This is a genomic window from uncultured Chitinibacter sp., from assembly GCF_945957625.1.
GTDB classification, from domain to species: Bacteria; Pseudomonadota; Gammaproteobacteria; order Burkholderiales; family Chitinibacteraceae; genus Chitinibacter; species Chitinibacter tainanensis.
Map to the genome: position 1 here is coordinate 215,047 of NZ_CAMFLP010000003.1, position 22,290 is coordinate 237,336.

Genomic DNA, 22,290 nt, shown 5'->3' on the forward strand with positions numbered 1-22,290 from the left:
TTTGGTATCTATTTAATTTAGCCCAAACAGTCCCACTGCATGCTTCTATTTAGCAAATCAAGCTCACCAATTGCGGCATTCTCATTCTCAAACAATGCCTTAATTTTTTCGCTAACATGCATAAATTTCGAAATCACATCAGAATCTGGAACAATAATTTCAAGCGACTTAATCATACCAAGATTCAAATTTTCTTGATTCCCACCTCGCCCCATTGCCCGTATTGATTCATAGCTAAATTTCAATAGTGACAACAAAAATTCGGGTTGGATTTTTTCGGATGGCAATATTGCTGCGCACGCTTGATTCGTAGTTGCACTCAGTCCAAGCATTCCCGCTTTTCCCCTCGTTTTACCTTGGCCGTACATTGCAACCAAAATAGTCTTTGGTGGGAACAGTTTGCAGTTGGTTTCTGCTAGCGCTCGCTCTGTAATGCATTCATCTGAGGTTGTAATCCAATCAGAATCAACTTCACCAGTTTTTACCCATGGAATATCGCCACCATAATAAGCCTCAACTTCTCGACTCGGCGTTCCTCCAGTACCGACTTCACATAGTTGGTGAAGTGGTTTAACCGGCCACCCCTTCGGGTTGGTGACGGGGTCGCCGAAGAGGTCGAGGAAGGTGGCGCGTAGGAAGTCGTCGGCCAGCGCAATGGCTTGGGCGCGTTTGCGGCGCAGGCTGTCGGCCTTGTCGAGGATAGCGGCGATGCGTTTTTGTTCTTCGAGGGGGGGGAGATCTATGTTCAGATTTCCAATTTGTCCAAGACTCAAGTTTGCTATTGTCGCCGTAACTTTTGCACCATTAATCTGCTCAATTGCCGCAGGCGATGCAAGCCAGTGTTTAAGGTATTGAGAATCCAATCCCTTTTTGGGGCGAATTATTGCAATTGCTTGATTGCAATTCAATCTTGGAATTTCAAGAGGAACGACAACAGTTTTTCCAATTGTTCCTGCAATTGAAATCAAAACATCCCCTGAGTAAATCCTTGAGCGACTTAGTGCCTTATCTGCCGCTTCATCGATATAACTTACGCCCGAGTCTAATACAATGCGACCTTCATTAATATTTTCAATCTTGATGAATGGAATGCCTGATTCAACAAAATCTATCCCCATGGTTTTTGGTGTTGTACCTTTAGTAATTACTTCGCAATAGTCTGATAAGGGCTTCATGCTCATCCCAGCATCCCCTCCAGCTCCTGCAGCTCGCGCTGGATGTCGGCTTCCAGCGCTATCAGCCGCTTCAGTATTTCGCGCGGGTCTTCGTGCTGCTCGGCCTCGTACACTTGCTGTTTGTAGCGGTTGATCGACAGGTCGTAGTTCTGTGCGAGCAGATCGGCTTTGGGCACGCCGAAGGCTTGCTTGGTGCGGTCGCTAAAGTCACCGTCACGGTCACACCAGCGCTGGTATTGCGCGAGGATGTCGGGAATGTCGTTGTCTTTGATCGGCTGGCGCTTGTCGTCCAGCGAGTAGCCGTCGGCGTGCATGTCGTAGAAGAACACGTCGTCGGTACTGCCGCCCTTGCTGAAGATGATGATGGCGGTGGAGACGCCGGCGTAGGGCTTGAACACGCCGCTGGGCAGCGAAATCACGGCTTCGAGCTGGTTGTTTTCAATCAGGTGCTTGCGCAGTTGCACGTGGGCTTTGGACGAGCCGAACAGCACGCCATCGGGCACGATGGTGGCGGAGCGGCCGCCGGTTTTCAGCATGCGCAGGATCAGGCCGATAAACAGCAGCTCGGTTTTCTTGGTTTTCACCACGCGCAGAATGTCGGGGGATACGTCCTGCTCGTCCAGGCTGCCCTTGAATGGCGGGTTGGCGAGGATAAGGTCAAAGCTGTCTTTGGCAGCCTGCGGGCGCTTTTCGGCAAAGCCCTGGCTGAGCGTGTCCTGATAGTGAATATCCGGCGCGGCCACGCCGTGCATGATCAGGTTCATGCTGGCGATGCGCAGCATGGTGGCGTCGAAATCGAAGCCGTGGAACATGTCGTTATCAATATGCTGGCGATGTTCACTCAGTAAGTCACCCGAGTAGAGCGTGGCGGTCTCGGTTTCGCCCTTGTCGTTGAGATAGGTTTCAACGTGTTTGCCGGCTTCGCTGGTATGGCTGCGCAGCAGGTAGTCGTAGCTTTCCACCAGAAAGCCGCCGGTGCCGCAGGCCGGGTCGCAAATGCGGTCGTCCGGCTGCGGCTGCATCAGCTCGACCATCATGCGAATGATGTGGCGCGGGGTGCGGAACTGGCCGTTGATGCCGGCGGTGGTGAGCTTGCCGAGCAGGTATTCGTACAGATCGCCCTTGGTGTCGCCTTGTTCTAGCGGCAGGTTGTGCACGGCCTCGACCGCCTTGGCGAGCAAGGTGGCTTTCTGGATCATCAGTTGCGCGTCTTTCATGAAATCCGCGAACAGACTAGCTTCGTTGCCGGAACCTTGATTTGCAGAACGGTCCGCCATAGCGCGGAAGTGCTTGAAGACCTTGTCGCGCACGTGCGGCAGCATTTGCTCTGCGCCGAAATGGCGCCAAGTTTCCCAGCGGCAATCCTGCTCGTCGTCGTTAAAACGGCGATTGAAGGGTTTGCCTGTCAATTGCTTGCGGCGCTCGTCCTTGCGCTCTTCCATATCCAGCAGACGCGAGTACATCAGGAAGGTGATCTGCTCGATGACGGTGAGCGGGTTGGTAATGCCGCCGGTCCAGAAGTCGGTCCAGAGGCTGTCGATTTTGTTTTTGAGTTCGCCGGTGATCATGGGAAACCTTTATTCTGATTTGAGGAGGCGCAGTTCGGTGATGCTACGCTGATCAAGTTTGTAGATACTAGCCTGCGCCGAATGTTTGCCACGTGCTCGCACGCCATAACCAAGATCGCGTACATAGCGCAGCACTTCCTGCTCATCGTGTAGCTCGATGCAGTCGGCCAGCGTGTTGCCTGATTTGGAAACACGGTATGCCGTAACCCCCGTGGCGCGATTCTTCATTTTGACGGGGTACAAAGCTTCGCCGGACTCGTGCATTAGGCAGAAGACATGGTTTTGTATTTCTTGCGTCATTGCTTAGTTACTTCTTGTTTCGTTGACTGAGGTTACGGCTTGAGTGATGGGTTCACCAAAACTGCGGATGATGTTAGTTAGCTCGTCGAATTGATCTTCGCGCTGGAAGATGCCACCAATACCCTCGCCATGTATTGAAGTAAAAGGCATTTCAAACAATGCGTTCAAACGAATACCCCCAGAAAGGCTAATCTGGTCTTTCAGCATGCCGAGAAAGCGCATTTGCTGGCTGTTGAGCGTGTATTTTTGCGCAAACTGGGCAAAACGGTGCTCGACTGCTTTGGCATCCATGCCAATGATGCTGCGCAGGATATCGGCCAGCGGTACGGCAGTGTCGGCGTAAAATTCGCGCAGCACGTTTAGATCGACATCCGGATTATGGGTGTGGATCAGGCTGTTGAGCTGGGCCAGCTCGGCATCGCTGACGGGCAGACCTTCGCGGATTTTTTGCAGCACAGGGCTGGTGTCAAATAATGGGCGCAAGGCCGCTTCGACGTTTTGCTGGTAGATGCGTGCATCGACCGATTTGATTTTGGTCTGGCGCTGCGCTACCTGATATTCGGCCTCGTCTTCTTTGATATCAAGCTGCATCGGCGGCAGTGGCGGCGGTAATTTTGGTCGCTCGGCCAGATGAATGATTTCGCGCAACTCTTTACGGCCATGCTCTAGCGCGGTAAAGCTGAGGGTTTGCCAGTAATCATCGGATTTAATGGCTTTGAGTTCTTCAGCCTTGGCACGTACGGCGTTCAGGTTAGACGGCAAACGTTCAAGCCAAGCGATAATCTCAGCACGATAGGCATTCGGCAATTTGGGCTGCGTAATCAGCGCATGTTGGGCGCTGGCGAGCAAAATATCCCAGCGCAAGGCATCACCTTGGCCGCGCACATCAAGTGACGTGAGCAAGGGCGCGATGGTCTCGGCGAGCATTTGTACCGTAGCGGGTGCAAAGGCATCGACGATATTCACATCCCGCGCCTGCTGCACCGCTTGCCAGTTGTCACGCACGGCGATGGTCAGGTCATTGAGTGCTACGGCATCGCTGATCAGTAGATCGCGCACCACGGCAAACGCGGCGGTTTCGTGGGCTTTTAGCGCCTGCTTTGCCAGCTCCAGTCGCGTTTCATAACGGCGCTGGGCGATTGATTTGGGCACTTTGGGCTCAGCTTCTTCCTGATCCATTTCGTGGTAGGCGAAGTTTTCCCAGTGATCGAAAATCAGGAATTCTTTTTTATGCTCGCCTTTGCCAAACAGATCCGGGCATAGGCGCGTGCCACGGCCGATCATTTGCCAGAATTTCACTTTGGATTTCACCGGCTTGGCGAAGACCAGATTCACGACTTCGGGCACGTCAATACCGGTGTCGAGCATATCGACCGAGATGGCAATCCGCAGCGCGTCGTTTTTACAATTGTCGCCCCCCTTGAAATCGTCGATCAGCTGCTCGGCGCGGGGCTCTTCGGAGTGAATCACGGCGCAGAATTTACCGGCAAATTGCGGGTACAGCTCGTCAAATAGCTCGGAGAGCAAACGGGCGTGGTCAATATTGCGGGCGAAGATGATACTTTTGCCCGGCAACTGGCCATCGGCATCACGAATGCCGTTGACCATCAGATTACGCAGAATGACGCGGTTGGTGTCTTTGTTAAATACGGCTTCGTCGATGTCCTTGCCGGAAAACTCTAGCTCGTTCGGGTCGATCCCTTGGTCTTCGAGCTGGGCGATTTGCTCGTCGCTGAGGTCTTTGCCCTTGATGCCATCGCGCAGGAATTTGGTGGTGTGCGTCACGACACGGAAAGGGACCAGATTTTTATCGCGTACCGCGTCTTCCAGCGTGTAATTGGCCGTGGGCATTTTGTAGTCACAACCAAATAGCTGGCAGGTACTACGGCTAACCATTTCGACTGGTGTGGCGGTCAGGCCGACTTGCAGCGCGTCGAAGTAGCGGAAAATATCGCCGTACTGGTTGTAAATCGAGCGATGCGATTCATCGGCGATGATGAGATCGAAAAAGCCAACGTCGAAGTCTTCGTACTGATTGATCAGGCCCTGGTAGATGCCGATGTAAATGCGGGCATCCTGCTTGCCGACTTCGTTTTGCTGGCCGAAGACGTAGATTGGCTCTTTTAAATAATCGTTGAAGACCTTTTTAGCCTGCTTGCGCAGCTCTTTACGATCGCACAGAAACAGAATGCGCTTGGCCCATTTGGCCTCGATCATCAACTTGGTGAGCGCAATCGCGACACGGGTTTTGCCGGTGCCGGTAGCTTGCACGATGAGCGATTTGCGATGCTTGGCAGCAAAGCGCTCTTGCACTCGCTTGAGGGTTTCGAGTTGATACAAGCGGCCAGCGATATTTTCATCTGGATGTATCTGCGTCAAGTCCATACGGTTATTGCGCTGGAAGCCAATACGGTACTGGAGTGTATCTTTGCTGTAAAAGCCATACACCTTGCGCGGCGGATAACCCATCGCGTCATCCCACACCCAGATGTCGTGACCATTGGTGCAGAAAATCATCGGGCGCTGGCCGTGCATTTTCTCTAGGCCATCGGCGTAGTCTTTGGCTTGCGCTTGCCCGGCACGCGCGTCTTTGGTGGTGCGCTTGGCTTCAATCACCGCCAGCGGTTTGCCATTGTCATCCCACAGCACGTAGTCGGCGTAACCAATCCCAGTTTGTGTACCTTGATGTTTAACTTCGACTTCAAGGCCGACCGCAGGGCTGGTTTGACCAGCCTTTGGTACTTTCCAGCCTGCCAGCGCCAGATCGCGGTCGATCAGATATTGGCGAGTATTATCTTCAGAGAATTTGAGCTGATCGCTGGCTTTGCCGGCCACTGTGGCCATCAAGGCAATTTGATCGTGCGGCAATGGTTGATTGGCGGCATTGATCACGTCACGCATGGCTTTTTCAGCCGCACGCATTGCTTCGAGCTCGGCGAGCATGGCTTGGATTTTGGCTTCTTTCGCTTCGTTTTCTTGTTTGAGGCGTTTTTTCTCGCGCTTGAACTCGGCTTTGGTATCGATGCCATCGCTCGGCGACTCTTGGAATGGGCCGAAGTCTTCAGATTTGCCACCCACAATCGATACATGTAGCCAGCGCGCCACTTGCCACGCCTCATGCAGTGCACGATTGGCATCCATCGGGCGGATTGTTTCACCATGCGCAGCGCTATTGCCTAGCTTGCGCAGCAGGTGAAATTTATCGAGCACCATTTGGTTGGCCAGCATGGTAAAACTGGCGTTATTGAGCAAATCAACGAATTTGGACTGCGGCGCTTGTGGCAAACGCAGCTTGGTGTAGATGTGATCGACCATACGCTCGGCAAAGCTGCGCAATTTCACCAAGGCACTTTCAGGATCGGTATGCAGATATTGCTCGGCATGGGCGGCCAAATTGGCGAGCTCTGGGTAAGTGCTGCGCAATGGTTCGAAATTGAGTGATTGCAGGTCTTGCATCAACATGTCTGGCGTTCTCGTTTTAGCGATGGTCACTTCATAGCGAAAACTGTGCCAGCCTCCTTTAGTCGTTGTTTTCGTCGCTGGAAAGGCCTAGTTTTTCCATGCGATTGCTCAGGGTTTGGTAATTGGCAAAGCCCAACATTTCAGCGGCCTGCTTTTTCTTGCCACCCGCTTTTTGCATTGCGCGCTGCAAGTAATGGCGCTCAACCTGATCCAAAACTGCTTGTAAATCAAAGCCTTTGAAGAGAGGCTGATTCAGCACCTCGCCGGATTTATTGGGCATGGTCAGCAAATTGGTTTGGATGTCTTCCGCAGATATTTCACTGGATTTGGACCAAATCGCAGCCCGCAACAGGGTGTGATACAACTCGCGGATATTGCCGGGCCATGCATGCGTGAGCAGAATATTTTTTGCGCTTACAGAAATTTTCTTATCCTGCCACTCGGGCAAATCACGGCTATCGTCATTAATACGCGCTAGGCAATGCTCGATCAGCAGCTCAATGTCATCACCGCGATCACGCAGCGCGGGTAAGTGCAGTATTCCCACCGCCAAACGATGGAACAGGTCTTCACGGAATCGCCCTGCGGCCACTTCAGCCATCAAATCACGGTGCGTGGCGGCGATGATGCGCACGTCGACTTTGACCTGATTGGTTTCGCCCACCGGCGTAACTTGGCCTTCCTGCAAAGCGCGCAATAACCGCACTTGGGCATCTAGCGGTAAATCGCCGATTTCATCCAGAAACAGCGTGCCACCGTTGGCTTCGCGAAAATGCCCCAGTCGAGCAGAGTCTGCTCCTGTAAATGCGCCTCTCTTGTGGCCGAATAATTCGGAGTTGACCAGCTCTTTGGGAATGGCACCGCAATTGACCGCAACAAACGGCTGATCTTTGCGGCGGCTAGATTCATGAATTGCGGTGGCAAACAGCTCTTTACCGGTACCGGTTTCGCCAAGCAGCAACACCGGCACATTGTGAATCGCTACGCGACGGGCCAACTCGATTTGCTGCTGCATGATCGGGCTGCGATGGATGATTTTGGCAAATTCAGGCGCCAGCGCCATGGGCTGACTGAGACGCTCGATCCGTTCATCACTGCGTTGCAGGAAATCGGGCAGGAATGCGTTGGCCAGATCCAGCGGAAAAGTCACCGACTCAATGCTAAAACTTACGGAACTATCGTCTGCTTTGTTTTGAGCTGACTGGATCAATGAAGCAGGAAAGCGTGTACGCGCCAGCATAATCCAGATCACCGCCATGGCTGGCGTACCCGGACTGAGATGGAAGGTGAGCTCAACATCTTCGCGCGGTAGTTTCAATTCGGTGAGAAATTGGCTGACTTCGCGGTAAATATCTTGATAATCGGTGGGGCTGCTTAGCGCGACTTCCTCGAGCCCGACATCTGGATAACCTGTCAGGTCCTCAAGCCATTCGCAGAATTTAAGACTGCGCTCGCGGTGGTAGTTGGTGAGCAGACAAACCCGATCATATTTCACATTCGGGCCTAGCAACGCATTGGCAATAGGGCCTACGCCAGCTGGGAGCTTACCCTCTGCCGCCTTGTGATCGGTGTCGCCAATCCAGGAAATGAGCCATTTTTTCTTCATGGCTCAATACTACATGAAGGATTGTGTAAGGATAATAAATTTTATCTACCTTCTGACCTATTTATTCTAACCACAAACTTCTTCAGGAATCATAACCGCTCAAGCAAAGCACCTATTGAGCCCCACCAAATGGTTATGGCCTAAAAACCAATGTCAAATTGACGAAGCAATTGATTCGATTGATCTTGTCTTACAAATAAGCTGTTCTATCCATGCTTGCACTTCGTGCTCAACCCACATAATTCGACTGCCGTCTTTGATTGGTTTAGGAAAAGTTGGATCGTAACGCTTTGATTTCTCATCAAGTTTGTCGTACAGGGTAGTTCGCCCCATCGAAACCATTTTTAAGAGCTCGGGCAAACGAATAAAGCGAATAGGCTGATTGATCTGGGTGGGCATGGTGCTCTCCTAACCGGGTTAATGGAGAGAGGCCAGTAAGCTAACGACGCGCAATCGAAATTTGCTGTCGATAGCAAACTGGTGTTCCTCTCAGATCATTACCCGTGTCAGTATTTTTTACCCTATGGTATCCCCACCAAACATTGACTTGGCCGCCCACAAGCGTTGATTCATTCAACAAGTTTCAACAGTGTGTGAGTATGTATGCCCTTCCCCCAGTCGGGGTTTCCGCCTTCCGAGATTTATAGGTATTCCAAAAAGTTTGGTTGCTGAGTACAAACGATTTTGCGGTCACAGCGACGTCCACTCCATCTTCATGATGAATCATTTCCATCTAGAACCCAAGCGACAAAGATGACTAAACTCTGTCGCTTTTCCAGCAGCATGGGGCTCCTTCAATTTCGCCTTAACGCTCTCAGCGCCCCTTGCCATAGAGCCTGATGTTTTTCAAACCCAAGCTCGTGATACAAGCACGTGTATTGGCCTCGTCTTTAAATAGATACCCAACGAGATTAGTGAGATTGTTGCGTTTTAGCACCTCGTGGCGCGAGATCATGCCGATACCACACGTTCCCTGTTGTTCAAACCACGCCTTATCGTCATTACTGCAGTAGTAGGTCCCTTCGCTATGGGTGACTTGTTGCCAATATTGACCAATTCCATGGCCAATATTCTGATCTTGTTGTGAGTAGGCCCCGTCATAGAAAAAGTAGCAGTGATAATGGAAGCCTTTTTCTTGCCCAAGTTCCAAGCTCCAAATATAACCAAGGCAATTGGCAAATAGACTCGGTTTTTGCCTCCGGTTATTTAGAAGATGATTAAAGCATTCGCGTAAATGGTATGGGTCGTACTTGCGGGCAGAGTCTCCCCTTAGGCCTAAGTCCAATCTAATTACCAGCAAGCGAGACCTTTCCGTAAAAAGATCCGTTACGAACTGGTTGGCGTTGATAAAGTTTTTGCTGACTTCATCTAAGAACTCTGATGCAGTAATATGAAATATGGGCTCTTGATTTTGGAGCATATCGTACCTTTGTGAGTTGGTTGTTTGTTTGAGTGTCTGGACAGCTTGTGCAGCTATGGAGGCTTTAATGTTTAAGGTTGTGATTGTTTGATGGTGCTTCTGATGATTGTTGATAAATATAGAATAATAAAATACCAAATCTTTTCGCTGATTTAATTGCCTTCTGCGTTGCTGATTTTTTTGTTTTTCTGGCTGTGTGTTGGGATTTTATTTCTCATAATATATATACAAGTTATTTTGGTTGTTTTTGTATTTAGAATTTCTTGGATATATATAACTGATGTGTTAATGGCTAAGTGAGGCCATTTTCTTATTCATCGCCCAAGTTGGAACTTGGGCTTTTTTTACGTCTGGAGAATGCTCATGTCACATCTTGTTGAATCTATGGCTTTTGTCCGTGACACCCCGTGGCACGGTTTAGGGAATCGCTTAACTGAGCAGCAACCCTTGGAGGTGTGGCTGCGTGAGGCTGGGATGGCCTGGTCGATTGATCAGAGCGATGTGCTGTTTAATGTGTCGGACACCGGTATGCATATCCGCTCGCACACTGATGCCAAGGTGCTGTATCGCTCCGATACGTTGGCACCGTTGTCGGTGGTGTCAAATCGTTATCAGGTGGTACAGCCTGATGAGGTGCTGCATTTTTATAAGGACTTGGTGGAGGCCGGTGGTTTTGAGTTGGAAACGGCTGGGGTACTGAAAGGCGGGAAGAAACTCTGGGCACTGGCACGCACCGGGCAAGAAAGCCTGCTGCGTGGCAATGATCGGGTGAAGGCCTATTTGTTGCTGGCCACCAGTTGCGATGGGTCGATGTGCACGACGGCACAATTCACTTCGGTGCGGGTGGTGTGTAATAACACGCTGCAAATGGCGGTAGCTGAACGTAGTGGCGCGGTGAAGGTGCCGCACTCAACCAAGTTTGATCCGCAGGCGGTGAAAGAAGCTTTGGGGTTGGGCTTGTCGGGCTGGGAGCAGTTCATTGGCAATCTCAAGCAACTATCGCAACGCCCAATCTCTGCCAGTGAAGCAGCACAGTACTTTGGTGAAGTACTGGGTGAACAAATCCTTGATCTGGATAACCCCTCCGTTTCCCGTGCCATGCAACAAGTACAGGCGCTGTATAGCGGAGCCGGGATGGGCTCTTTGTTGGCAAGTAGTCGCGGTACAGCTTGGGGTGCACTCAATGCGGTGACTGAATTTGTTGATCACCAGCGCCGAGCGCGCAGTCAGGATTACCGCCTCGATTCGGCATGGTTTGGCCAAGGCGCACAACTGAAGTCCAAAGCTCTACATCAAGCCATGGCGCTACTGGCTTAGTCACACTCCCTGTTCTGATTTCGTTCGTCATTTCACACTCTTCTCAAGCCCCGACTGGTTCGCCAGCGGGGCTTTTTGTTTTGGAGGTTTCATCATGCGTGAACGTTACGGCCAAGCCATTCGGCTGGCGTCTACCGTCAATCTCAGTCGAGAACAATGGCTGCAGTATCGGGAGCTGGGCATTGGCTCATCCGATGCCGCAGCCGCGATTGGCTTTAGTCCCTACAAAAGCCCACTCACCTTGTGGTTGGAAAAAACTCACCGTAAACAGCCCGACGACCTCGCCGAGAAACCGGCGGTGTTGTGGGGTACGGTGCTCGAACCCGTTTTAGCTTCCGTCTATGCCGAGCGCACGGGCTACAAGGTGCGCAAAGTGAATGCGATTCTGCAGCACCCAGATCATCGTTTTATGTTGGCCAATCTGGATCGGGAAGTGCTGGGTCAGCCGGAAGGCACTGGCGTACTCGAAATCAAAACCGCCAGTTATCACATGGCACCGCAGTGGGAAGACGGTATTCCACTGGCGTATCAGTGCCAGGTACTGCATCAGCTGGCGGTCACTGGTTTTGCTTGGGCCGATGTGGCGGTGTTGATTGGCGGACAAGACTTTCGGATTTATCGGATTGAGCGTGATGACGCCAAGATCGCTGATCTGATTCAACTAGAAGCTCAGTTTTGGAAGCATGTTACGGCCGATATTCAACCTGACCCTGATGGCAGCCGAGATGCCAGCGACGCACTGCAATGGCTATTCCCTCGTGATGATGGCCAAACCATCGATCTCTCGGAATCAGCTGAATACAACATCCTCTTTCAACACCTACTGGAACTGCGTGAGCGCAAAGAAGAAGTCGAAGCCAAGGAAGCCCAGATCCGACAACGCCTACAAAACGCCTTGGGCTCAGCCAGTGCGGCAGTGTTTGCGGCCGGCAAAGTCACTTGGAAGAAAGCCAAAGATCGCCTTGCCACAGATCTGGAGCAGCTAAGTGCAGATCATCCTGATTTGATCCAGCAGTACACCCGCGCCGTCGCTGGTGTGCGGCGATTCTTGGTGCAACCAACAAAGAAAGGAGCCTCATCATGATTAAAGGTTTAGCCATTACCCCGCCCGTGATTGGGCGGATCAGCATTGGTCACTTGGTCGAAAAGAACGGCAAATACCTCCCTGAAAAAGACGACTGCTTTACCCTCACCACGCAGGTGCAGGGTAAAGAGGGTTGGTTATTGCATCCCCTGCATCAAGTCTTGGTGGAAAACAGCCCGAACAACAAGATTCGGGCTATTGCGATCAAGTTGCTATTTAACGATAGCGATCTGAATCTGCGGGCAGAGTTCAGTGCGTTTGATCGACAAACCGGTCGGCCATTGTGTGTGGGCGATGGTGAAACGGCCAAACGAGTGACCAACTTGCGGAGTACGGGTGGCGCCAGCACTGGCAATGCGGGTGAAGGAACCGAAGAACTCAGTTGCCCAGGCCCAGAACGCTGCCTGTTTGGCAAAGAGAAAGGCTGTAAATTATATGGCCGACTCAATGTGCAGGTGGACGGCCAACAAGACGAACTGGGCTCATTCATGTTTCGTACCACCGGCTACAACTCGGTGCGCACCCTCGCTGCACGCTTGGCGTATTTCCATGCTGTGAGTAATGGCCTTAGTCGATTTTTGCCCTTGCAGTTGAAACTGCGCGCCAAAAGCACCACACAGTCTTACCGTGCACCGGTCTATTACGTCGATCTCACGCTGCGTGACGACGACAGCTTAGTCAACGCCGTTGCCAAAGCCCATGCCGAGGCTCAGCAGTTTGCTGAAGCAGGCATCAATATTGCCCAGCTGGAACACACAGCTCGCCAGCTCTTAGCCAATGGGCAATTTGAAGACAGCAGCGAAGAGCTGCCGCAGGTTTTGGCGGAGTTCTATCCCGAACCAGAAATCGAGGGAGCTAGCGCCAGCGCCCAAACTCAGCCCGCTGTTGTAACACCCAAACCAGCCAACCCAAAAGCAACTCCCCCCGTTGTGCGCAGTAGCCCAATCACTGACCGTCTTGGTCCTTCAACCGCAGGAGAGAACAGCCATGAACCAATCCTCAACCACTGACACTTTGGCTGCATTTGCCATTGTCTTTACCGCAGGCTTGTTGTGCTCGAAATGGATTCAGCATTACTGCCGCACGAAACAACCGCCGTGTACTCGTGAGCCTGAACCACGGCGCGCGAGCGACAAGGCCGAGTAGTTCAAACACCCATCACCCCCAGCCCCAGAGTCATCTGGGGCTTTTTTATTGCCATTTTTATTTGGAGTTCAATCATGGAAAAAGGCGACCACCTGATCTCTGCCCGCACCGGGTACTCGCATCACGGGCTCTACATCGGCCGCAACCAGGTCATTCATTACTCTGGCTCATCTTTTAACCGCCATGAGCGCGGGGTAATTGAAATCGTGAGTCTAGAAACCTTCTGCCAAGGCAATGGCTATACCGTCCAAACCTACCCATGCCGCACCTATAGCCGGGTTGCGAGTATTGAACGAGCCCGATCACGCTTGGGGGAAGACTGGTACAACGTGCTACTGAATAACTGCGAGCACTTTGTGACGTGGTGTATTCAGGGTATTCATCATAGCGAGCAAACCAGTAGGTTGATTGATGCTATAACGTTGAGTTTTGTACCTGCATGCCTCATCGTGGTACAGCTGATATCGATGAGGGGAGGATATTCGACCAACGGGCATCAATAGAAGTGCTTTCTGGTGACCGTTAGCGCAAGATTTTTCCCAGACATGTACTTCGATCAAAACTGTAAACGTGTTCGGCTGGATTATCCTGGCATCTTCCAACTAAGCGATTTGGGAACTCTTTGTTGCCGTCTGCAATATTAATTTTCGCCTGACAAATAGGGCATGTGCTTGCATACCGGACAAGCCTAATTGTGGCGATAGGCTTACCTTCCTGGACTGCCTCTCGAACCATTTCCAGCTGAACGTCGTTTTCAGAAAATGCTAGCATCGGCGAGGGTGCCATTATAATTCGCCAGTCTAGCAGTTTAATAAACGGCTTAATAATTCCAAACAAAAACCAGCCTAGTATGGTACAGCCAGAAACTACATAAAACAGGCTTTGAATTGATGCATGCGTGGAGGAGAAAATAAACCACCAGACAAATATGCTTAGCCATACCAGAGACGTTGCAACACAAAGTAAATAACCTAGAAAAAGATTTCTCCGCCAGCCTCGCAAGTGAAAACCCCCTACTACTAAATATCGAAGCCACCATGCAGGTTTGGGTTCCAACTCCCGAATGTATTGAATATATCCCTCTGGGACCACTGTTTTACGGTCAAGAATATCCGTTGGGACTGGCCGAATTGCTAAGAAATATAATGATTCAGTCCCGCCACTACTTTTATGCTTCATTGGCCAAGCGTAAAAATTCATTCCTGCATTGGCGGCAAACTCTTGTAGCCCCCGCTCATGCTCTGGGAGATGCTTCTCATGCAAGGCCTTCCATGGACCCGCCAACTTAGATCCTGGGGATTTATCACCAAGAGGAAATTTGGCTATATCCGCAATGTATGCTGCGCTACATCGTAATGCCTCGCCAGACTTGCCGATATCGATCTGTTCCGTTGTGAACTTTATGATCGCTTGCACTGCAGAGAAGGATTGGTTGTCTTTTGCATGCCGCTGAATGAATTGGCTCAACATCTCAGCTGTAGCTCGCAAGAGTGTTATCTCTTCCTCGTCAATGTATAAGTCTAATTCTTTGTTTTTCATTGGTATTTCATCTGTCCAATACAGTCTGAAGACTATTGAGGACTATTTTAAACCTCGATGATGCTTGAGCCTAACTCCGTGTTTAACACTCGGAGGTAATGATCATGCAAGCAACAGGCAACGCAGTGATGACGTTTGCAGTGAACAGTGAGGGTCGCGTCGTCCATATCAGTGAAGTCAAAAATGGGGGGGCTTGCCAATGTACTTGCCCACTATGCCACTCATTGTTAGTGGCCAAAAACGGTGGGCAAGAGCGCGCCCATCACTTTGCGCATAACAATTCAACTGAGTCTTTTGGGTGTGCTGAAACGGCCTTGCATTTGGCTGCTAAACAGATTGTCGCCAAACACAAAACCATGACCGCCCCTTTGCGCCACCCAGAGCAGCTCTCAGGTGAGATTCTAATGCTGGAAGATATTCGTTTGGAGCATCGGCTAGAAATTCCTACTGATCAAAGCTGGCTTGTTGCTGATTGCTTTGGATATACAAAAGGAAAACCAATCGTCATTGAGGTGGCCGTGAACCATAAAGTTGATCCAACAAAATCCAATAAGCTTGAGCTTCTTAATATTCAAGCTATTGAAATTGATCTGAGCGATTGGCGCGGGCAAGTTTGGGGGTGGGAAGAACTTGAGAACGCTGTTTTAGTCGACCCACAGCGACGAAAATGGATCTCACATGAAGTGATGGTAAATCTACCATCAGCCCCGCCTGAGATAAATAAGACTACAGGCCAGTGGCTGTTCTCCATCGGCAACCGATGGATTTGGATCAATACTCTGCCATCGGGCGATTTGAGGGTATTTCACAAACCAGATCAAAAAGTGAGGCATATCGTTGAAAAAATATGTCGGGGAAAGGGCTATTGGAATGGCGCGCCATACTTTAATTGGATTGTTTTTAAACATTTCCAAGGTGATCTACTAAGCGAGCTAAGACAATTTGCTACTGAGCTATCAGTTAGCTTGAGCTAAAAGTTGAGCGTAGCCGGCAAAGTCAAACCTGCTCGGATAGGACTGGAGCAGTTTTCTGTCCAGTTTATGCCCGAGTAGAATTCGACCAAACACGATTGTTTGCATCAGTATGCAGTGTTTCTGCGCAGGAGGACTGCATTGACTGATTTTCTTTCCTAGAATGCAAGCATTCAGCTCAGATACCCCAATGTGATTACTCACTCACCATCTGCTCAACGCGGCGCAGCCTTGCTCCTCATCATGATCTTTGTGACTGTCATCTTCGCAATGGGCATGATGCGAGCAGTCTCTCCACGTGATATTCAGGCTAATGCTGAGCAACGGAACGCGGATGTCTTAGCAGAGGCTAAACAAGGCTTGGTCAGTTGGATTGGGAACCATGAATACACTGGAAACCCCGTGGTCTACGGGGAGTTTCCACATCCAGACAGTAATGGTGATGGGGTCCAGGATAGTTCTTCAGCATCTATTGGACGCTTGCCTTGGAAAACCCTCGGGATTGCTGAGCTCAAAGATTCAGCCGGGGAAACGCTCTGGTATGTCGTTCATCCAAGCGTGCGCATTGGAACACTCGCAACATCACCCCCAACTTGCCCTGCATCCAATCAGCTCAAGCCGTACGGTGTTAAGGGCAATGACCTGAATGCCATCACTGGCACTTGTGTGCTGGCGATTATTTTTGCACCTGGTGCGTTATTGCCAGGCCAGTCTCGACCCAATCATGTTGCAACCAATTACCTTGAGGGTGCACCGCAATTCGGCGCCGCTTCGACTAACTACGCAAACTATGCGACGACTGGTCCCTTTATCCAAGGCCCGATAAACAGTTCCAGTGGTCAGCCGCTCCTCAATGATCGCTTCATCATTGTCACGTTGAATGATTTGCGCTTGCCCCCAACTCAGACGCCCAACGTGGATAAGTGCAAGAACTGGGTACAAAACGGTGGGAGTTACACGGTCGGTGATCTCGTGAAATACCAAGGCCGAGCATATAAATGTTTGCAGTCACATAACACCTATGGCGATCCCAATTGGGCCCCTGATCTTGTTCCCGCATTGTGGCAAGACGTTGGTACGGTGGGTCAATGTAATCAAGGAGCGTTGTAATGGCTGATCGGCATCAGCGTGGTTTCTCATTGGTGGAGATGGCCATGGTTTTGGTCATTCTGGGGCTGATGATTGGCGGCTTCCTGGGCCCACTCACTGAGACCATGGAGGCACAGCGGATACGACAGGCTAAACGCGAAATGGCAGAGGCCAAGGAAGCCATCTTGGGCTTCATGATCAAGAACCAACGTTTCCCATGCCCAGCTGATCCAACGGTAGCAGAGAGCGACGCAACCAGCGGTACGGAAAAAACACCAAGTGCCACAGGGTGCGCACGAACCGAGGGCGCTTTGCCTTGGAAAGACTTGGGCTTAAAGCAACTGGATCCGTGGGGGCGTCGTTATTCGTATGCCGTTGCACCTCGTCTAGCCGCAACTAGCTTTTCATCGACAGGCTCGGTGTGTGCAGCACCTGTTCCATCTAGCGGTGCATCTTTTAATTGGTGCAGTCCGACGACAATCCAAATCAAAACCAGCAGCTCCACGGCCGATGTAGCACCAAATGTAGCTGCGGTTGTGATTTCGCATGGTAAGAATGGACTGGGTGGGTACGATCAAGGTGGCACTCAAATCTCTGGTGCCACCAATGACGAGCTAGAAAACGCCGACAACGACACTGTGTTCATCCAAACTCAATTTGACCCCAATCGCCCCTACGATGATCTCGTGGAGTGGATTTCGCCTGCCGTCACGTTCAATCGCATGGTACAGGCACAGCTATTGCCTTAGTCGAATTCAAATTGCGGATGACTTGAATTCAGCTCGCAGGTGAACCGACCTGGGTCAAATTGACTGCAATACGGCCTTGGCGGACAAAACCGTTGACGAAACTTGGTGTGATAGAGTCTGCACACTTTGCACAACCGGTGGATAAAATGAGTACCGAATCTAACGCAACGAGTCAAACTAGCTCAAGAAATATGGCAAACTCCAAGTCGATATGAGATAGTTCTAGAGCAAAATTTAAGCACAGATTAACCCGCCGCCAGATTCAACAAGAAATGCACAGAATGAGTCGTCAACGGGCGAATACGAGTATTCATCAATGGTAAACCCACAATTCTTAACCTTGAAACGCCGAGCAAAAGAACTATACGACACAGCAACCCATATTTCAGTACTCAACGAAGATGCTGGGGCACTACTATTGTTTTATGCAACAGAATGCGCACTCAAGGCGGCATACCTACAGCAAAACAATCTTAAAACAACAGAAGATGCCCGAGCAAACGGAAAGTCCGCACGCAGCTTCGTCCATGACTTAGTAAAATTAGCGCATGCACTAAACATTCCCCGTTCTGTCATTGGCTCAGTACCAAAAGTTATCACTAACACTGGCGATACAGGACACATTTCAGATCTTCATCAAGCATGGCGATACGGCGTAAAAATTACAGATACCCCTGCCATCTGTGTTTGGTTAAAAAAATTAATAGAATGGTGCAGTCAAAAATGAGCGCTTTCAATCAATCACCAATGACTTGGGTTGATGTTGCAAGATGCTTTGCAGCAATAACCTTAACGCAGTCTTCACTTCCAAGTTCATTAATTCGTGCTCGAGTCGGCTGGTATGGACTAGAGTTTGAAACTACGAACCAATTAGACACAGCCGAGATCACTAGATGGCTCGAAAATTTGTTTCCAAGCCGTGTTTTATTAGATCCGCTTCGTCTGCGACTCGAAGGTCCACTTCATTGCTCTGAATTGCCAGTCACTTTTGAAGAAAGTACAGACGAGCCTATGTTTAGGCAGTCTTTTGGTACAATCGATGGAGTTATTGAATTTAAACATCCTCATAAGATACCAAGTACTCCTCGCCCTCTCCCTGTAGTAGCCGCACTAAGCGTAAAAGGTGGTACTGGGCGTACAACAACTGCGATTACACTTGCGCTTCGCTGGGCTGAAACATCAAACAAACCAGTCTTACTTGTCGATGGCGATCTTGAAGCTCCAGGTATTAGTTATTTATTTGAAGAACAAGCAGGCACTCCAAAGATTTCTCTCGAAGATGTCATTTCATTAGCTCACTCCGAGAACAGTGAAGATGCGTCAGCTACGATCGCTTTTACGGCAGAACGCTTACGTGATCATGCAATTTCGGGGAACTTGGTAGTTCTCCCATTACGCCGTAATCTTGATGAATTGGCTAGTTCGTCAATTAAAACCGAACATCTTTCTACACAATCACGCCCTTATGCTCTTGCAGATATACTCTCCCAAATTGCTGCGAAATTAGGATGTGCCGGTGTTGTCATCGATGTGAGAGCAGGATTGGTTCCACTAGGAGTTAACTTAGCGCTCGATCCAAATGTTGCTCCGGTAATAGTAACAACACTATCGGATCAATCAATTCGTGCAACGTCAGGATTAGTTAAATTCATATCGAACGAAATTCGACGTTCCGCTGGGACCCCTCGAAAACCATTGCTGGTTATAAATCGTGTCCCCGCTATTTTTAAACAAACCGGAATGGATAAAAAACTTATTGAGCCCCTTGTAAATGATCTGTTGGCCACACTCGTGCCAAATAATGGACAACTAATAAAATCCTCAGAAGATGTGTTCAGCAGCGATTTAGATCTTGAACCATTCATACAAGTCGAAGCGCCTGAACTATTGGATATCCAAGTCTCGTCCGGCGAATGGAATAATTATGTAAATCAACTAAGCGGAAGTGGCTTTCCAAAAATAATTGGAGCCGGAATTGATCAATGGCTTTCAACTGAGGTCGCTGGTGAATACTTACGAGGCTCTCAAACTGAGCCTTTGCATATTAATGCAACATACTCAAACATAATTGATGCAAGAGCGCAGTTAAAAAAATATGCAGATCAGCTAATTGCAGCTGAAAATACAGAAGGTCAGGTTCCAAAACCACTCGTCACCGCACCACTTTTAGCTTTAACGCAGCGCTTTCAATCAGAAGTCCCAATTGCAGTTATTGAAGGTGCCAAAGGCACAGGGAAAACCCTAGCTGCAAGGTACTTTGTTGCTCAAAAAAATTGGAGCAGTGCAGTAAGCGGTTTAATCGATTTATCAAACGCAGTTTCAGCAGAACTCATCCCTGTATGCGCCTCAATTCAATCGAGTGCAAAATTTCAAACGGAGGCAGATTCGGCTCGCGAAAGTACGGCAGTGGCGCTCAATTTAGATGCACCTCAGAAAATTTATGCAACAACGACCTGGTTGAAAACACAATTTGCGTGCGGACATACTGAGCAGCAATGGGTAAATCTTTGGCTAGATGTCATTGCATGGAGCTCCGGGCATCAATCTGGCATACCGGGGGCAGGAGAAACATTTCTGGAGCTGCTTAGAACCACGGAGAAATCAGCGGTTGCGATTATAGAGGGACTTGAAGAGTTATATAGTTCATCCACGGAAACAGGAGTACATGCAGCTATGAAAGCTGCTCTTGTCTCGTTACCGCAAAGGCTTCGTTCTGAGGCGAGGAGACCTTTAGGCGTTCTTATTTTTGCAAGACGTGACACTGTAGAAGCGGCAATTACTCAAAACCTTGATCAATTCCGCCGTGAGTACTCTTCATTTGCATTGTCATGGACAGAAGAAGATGTTCTCGAACTCGCTGCTTGGCTAACATCGCAATCTGGAGTTCTACCTGACTTATGGTCTCCAGGGTTCAAAGAACAACCCTCAACACAAAAAACTAAATCCTTAGCCCAATTGTGGGGCAGCAAACTTGGCCCCAACGATGTTCCCGGTAAGCGGACACGTGAAGCTTATACATCGTCGTGGATAATTGCTGTGCTCTCAGACCTAAGGGGGCGTTTGGTTCCTCGTGATTTGGTTCGATTTATTGCATATGCGGCTGGATATTCTCCCGACGATGCAGCAGAAAACGCAACATATGCGGATCGCTTGCTAATTCCACAGGCACTTCGGACCGCAGTCGAGCCGACAAGTCGCAAAAAAGTTGAAGAAGCGGAAGAAGAAATATCTGAGTTAAAAATAGCTTTTGAAAAGTTCAAAGAAAAAGCAGACCAAATAGCAGCCCCTCTGACAACGGAGGCCATAGCAGCACTTGGTCTAACTGACTCTGAAATTAAAACGCTCATCAAGCATGGTATTGTATTTGGTGATGGGGCTCCGTATGAAGTTCCTGAGCTTTATCGTAGAGGCTTGGGACTGCTTCATACTGGAGCACGGAGGAGTGTTGTAAATCTATACAAAAAAGCAAGAAGGGCGTCAGTTATTTAGTAATCTATTTTAATTTCACTAAATTAAACTATAGAAAAATTATGATGCACATAAGTGCGCCGCCAGTCATTTATCTGACGGTGCACTACCTACCTTGGTTATCTTAAATAAGAACTGAATCGCCTCGAGTTTTCCAGCCATTCGTGGCTGGCTGCTAAGGCCGAGCAGTACAAGCCTGACCCCAAAATACAAAAGGCCGCCACCAGAAGGTTAGCGGTCTTTCAATTTCAACCCGATGGCATAAGCTCATCGGCCTGGGCAGCTACTCTATGATCGCCAACAGCAGATCCATGGCTTATTTTTGCTTGGTAAGTCATAGAGGAGACAGGTCAAATCAACGGTTAAAATCTCACTAGCGATAGAAATTGGCAATCCTAAAATTTTCCCTTGTGTCAAAAATTGCGCTTTCGCGGACAAGCTTAATAAGCTCTTCGCCAATGCGCGTTCGTTCTTGTGACGGTGGCGCATGATACTGCTTATCTGGAATTGCTTTAATTAATACGTCCACGGGTGTGTGGGTGAAAATATTGCTTTCGCTTAATGGTAAAACATCTATACTTAAGTCGACATCTGAAGTTAATGAATGTTTTGCTAGTGATTGCTGGAAGTAGGGGGCGAGGAACTTGTTGAATAAAACATCGATTTTTTCGTAAAAAAATGATTCGTTCTTTGTTACCATCACCTGCGGAATTAAGTCTATTTTTGGGATGATGTATCTAAATGAAATAAATGTTTGCGTGGCTATTACTGCGGCCTGCATTACGTCAACTTGATTTGCAAGGAATGGATTTCCGCTGAATGAAGTTTTGTGGTGAGTGAGCGGATTTAAGTTGGTTCTGTCGTGAAATAGTTCATTTCTATATCGCTTAAATTCGCTAAGCTTTTGAAATGTTCCGACATAAAATGGGTTTCTATCTATCTCCAATATTTCAAATAGAATTGTTATTCGTGCATCTAGTTCTTTTTTCTTTATATCGTCAAACGATAGGCCTTTCACGAGGCAGGAAATTCTGAGAATGGAGTTCAGATAAGACTCTATCGACATAAACCATAGGCCAATAGTTGCTTGAATAGCATTACCCTGATTGATTTGTGTCGTTGACATTTCAAGTTGCTCTATTTGTTGTGTGCTGCAACAAAATGCGTGATGAGCAAACTGCATGTACGTCAAGCGCGTCATAGCCTCCGGCTCATTGCCCAGTGAGGGTATCCATACAGAAACAGAACCAATATCATTCTCTCTTAGTTGTTCGAGTCGCATAAAAAATTCCAAAATTGGACCTAGCTCAGGTTTCGTTGGCTTGTCGATTTATGCCCACGTGACCTCCTCCCTACAAACCGAGCGGTCTGACTTAGAGATCCCGGGCTTCAAGGT

Annotated in this window: 18 protein-coding genes; 9 read left to right on the forward strand and 9 right to left on the reverse strand. The window is 49.3% G+C overall.

From position 1 onward, the window contains the following. Window positions 1-17: 17 nt before the first annotated feature. The 7 genes from QV747_RS06500 to QV747_RS06530 all read right to left on the reverse strand — a co-directional run bounded on the left by QV747_RS06500 (window position 18) and on the right by QV747_RS06530 (window position 9,531). On the reverse strand, window positions 18-1,181 hold the full coding sequence (locus QV747_RS06500; RefSeq protein ID WP_273430575.1) for a restriction endonuclease subunit S: 1,164 nt from the start codon (window positions 1,179-1,181) through the stop codon (window positions 18-20). Continuing rightward, on the reverse strand, window positions 1,178-2,743 hold the full coding sequence (locus tag QV747_RS06505) for a class I SAM-dependent DNA methyltransferase (RefSeq protein WP_273430577.1): 1,566 nt from the start codon (window positions 2,741-2,743) through the stop codon (window positions 1,178-1,180). The genes QV747_RS06500 and QV747_RS06505 overlap by 4 nt, the downstream gene beginning before the upstream one ends. A 9-nt stretch (window positions 2,744-2,752) precedes the next feature. Continuing rightward, window positions 2,753-3,043 (reverse strand): hypothetical protein, encoded by a 291-nt coding sequence (locus QV747_RS06510; protein ID WP_273430578.1) that lies wholly within the window; start codon window positions 3,041-3,043, stop codon window positions 2,753-2,755. A gap of 3 nt (window positions 3,044-3,046) precedes the next feature. Beyond that, the gene (locus QV747_RS06515) at window positions 3,047-6,505 is read right to left on the reverse strand and encodes a DEAD/DEAH box helicase family protein (RefSeq protein ID WP_273430580.1); all 3,459 of its coding nucleotides are present in this window, start codon (window positions 6,503-6,505) and stop codon (window positions 3,047-3,049) included. A gap of 58 nt (window positions 6,506-6,563) precedes the next feature. Then, a complete protein-coding gene (locus QV747_RS06520) occupies window positions 6,564-8,111 on the reverse strand; it encodes a sigma-54-dependent Fis family transcriptional regulator (RefSeq protein ID WP_273430582.1) in 1,548 nt (515 codons plus the stop codon). Window positions 8,112-8,264: 153 nt separating this feature from the next. Further along, entirely contained in the window at window positions 8,265-8,510 is a 246-nt protein-coding gene (locus QV747_RS06525; RefSeq protein ID WP_273430584.1) for an AlpA family transcriptional regulator, read from the reverse strand. Between the two features lie 415 nt (window positions 8,511-8,925). After that, entirely contained in the window at window positions 8,926-9,531 is a 606-nt protein-coding gene (locus tag QV747_RS06530; protein WP_273430586.1) for an inovirus-type Gp2 protein, read from the reverse strand. A 363-nt stretch (window positions 9,532-9,894) separates the two neighbouring features. On the opposite strand from QV747_RS06530, the gene QV747_RS06535 reads away from it, so the two are divergent. From QV747_RS06535 to QV747_RS06550, 4 genes are all read left to right on the forward strand, one after another. Then, window positions 9,895-10,848: a DUF932 domain-containing protein gene (locus tag QV747_RS06535; protein WP_288791481.1), complete on the forward strand. Its 954-nt coding sequence runs from the start codon at window positions 9,895-9,897 to the stop codon at window positions 10,846-10,848. A 94-nt stretch (window positions 10,849-10,942) separates the two neighbouring features. Beyond that, complete coding sequence (locus QV747_RS06540) at window positions 10,943-11,932, forward strand: YqaJ viral recombinase family protein (RefSeq protein ID WP_273430590.1); 990 nt, start codon at window positions 10,943-10,945, stop codon at window positions 11,930-11,932. Next, window positions 11,929-12,942 (forward strand): hypothetical protein, encoded by a 1,014-nt coding sequence (locus tag QV747_RS06545; protein WP_273430592.1) that lies wholly within the window; start codon window positions 11,929-11,931, stop codon window positions 12,940-12,942. The genes QV747_RS06540 and QV747_RS06545 overlap by 4 nt, the downstream gene beginning before the upstream one ends. Window positions 12,943-13,152: 210 nt before the next feature. Beyond that, complete coding sequence (locus QV747_RS06550) at window positions 13,153-13,581, forward strand: lecithin retinol acyltransferase family protein (protein ID WP_273430594.1); 429 nt, start codon at window positions 13,153-13,155, stop codon at window positions 13,579-13,581. A 19-nt stretch (window positions 13,582-13,600) separates the two neighbouring features. On the opposite strand, the gene QV747_RS06555 is transcribed toward QV747_RS06550, so the two are convergent. Then, window positions 13,601-14,617 (reverse strand): hypothetical protein, encoded by a 1,017-nt coding sequence (locus tag QV747_RS06555; protein ID WP_273430595.1) that lies wholly within the window; start codon window positions 14,615-14,617, stop codon window positions 13,601-13,603. Window positions 14,618-14,721: 104 nt separating this feature from the next. Between QV747_RS06555 and QV747_RS06560 the strand changes: the two genes are divergently transcribed. The 5 genes from QV747_RS06560 to QV747_RS06580 all read left to right on the forward strand — a co-directional run bounded on the left by QV747_RS06560 (window position 14,722) and on the right by QV747_RS06580 (window position 20,915). Further along, the gene (locus tag QV747_RS06560) at window positions 14,722-15,591 is read left to right on the forward strand and encodes a hypothetical protein (protein WP_273430597.1); all 870 of its coding nucleotides are present in this window, start codon (window positions 14,722-14,724) and stop codon (window positions 15,589-15,591) included. A 240-nt stretch (window positions 15,592-15,831) separates the two neighbouring features. Further along, a complete protein-coding gene (locus tag QV747_RS06565) occupies window positions 15,832-16,698 on the forward strand; it encodes a carbohydrate-binding protein (RefSeq protein WP_273430599.1) in 867 nt (288 codons plus the stop codon). Further along, entirely contained in the window at window positions 16,698-17,426 is a 729-nt protein-coding gene (locus QV747_RS06570; protein ID WP_273430601.1) for a type II secretion system protein, read from the forward strand. The genes QV747_RS06565 and QV747_RS06570 overlap by 1 nt, the downstream gene beginning before the upstream one ends. A gap of 316 nt (window positions 17,427-17,742) precedes the next feature. Next, window positions 17,743-18,153, forward strand: a complete 411-nt coding sequence (locus QV747_RS06575; protein ID WP_273430603.1) for a hypothetical protein — start codon at window positions 17,743-17,745, stop codon at window positions 18,151-18,153. Next, entirely contained in the window at window positions 18,150-20,915 is a 2,766-nt protein-coding gene (locus QV747_RS06580; protein WP_273430605.1) for a KGGVGR-motif variant AAA ATPase, read from the forward strand. Before QV747_RS06575 ends, QV747_RS06580 begins: the two co-directional genes overlap by 4 nt. A gap of 352 nt (window positions 20,916-21,267) precedes the next feature. On the opposite strand, the gene QV747_RS06585 is transcribed toward QV747_RS06580, so the two are convergent. Beyond that, window positions 21,268-22,176: a hypothetical protein gene (locus QV747_RS06585; protein WP_273430607.1), complete on the reverse strand. Its 909-nt coding sequence runs from the start codon at window positions 22,174-22,176 to the stop codon at window positions 21,268-21,270. Window positions 22,177-22,290: the final 114 nt, after the last annotated feature.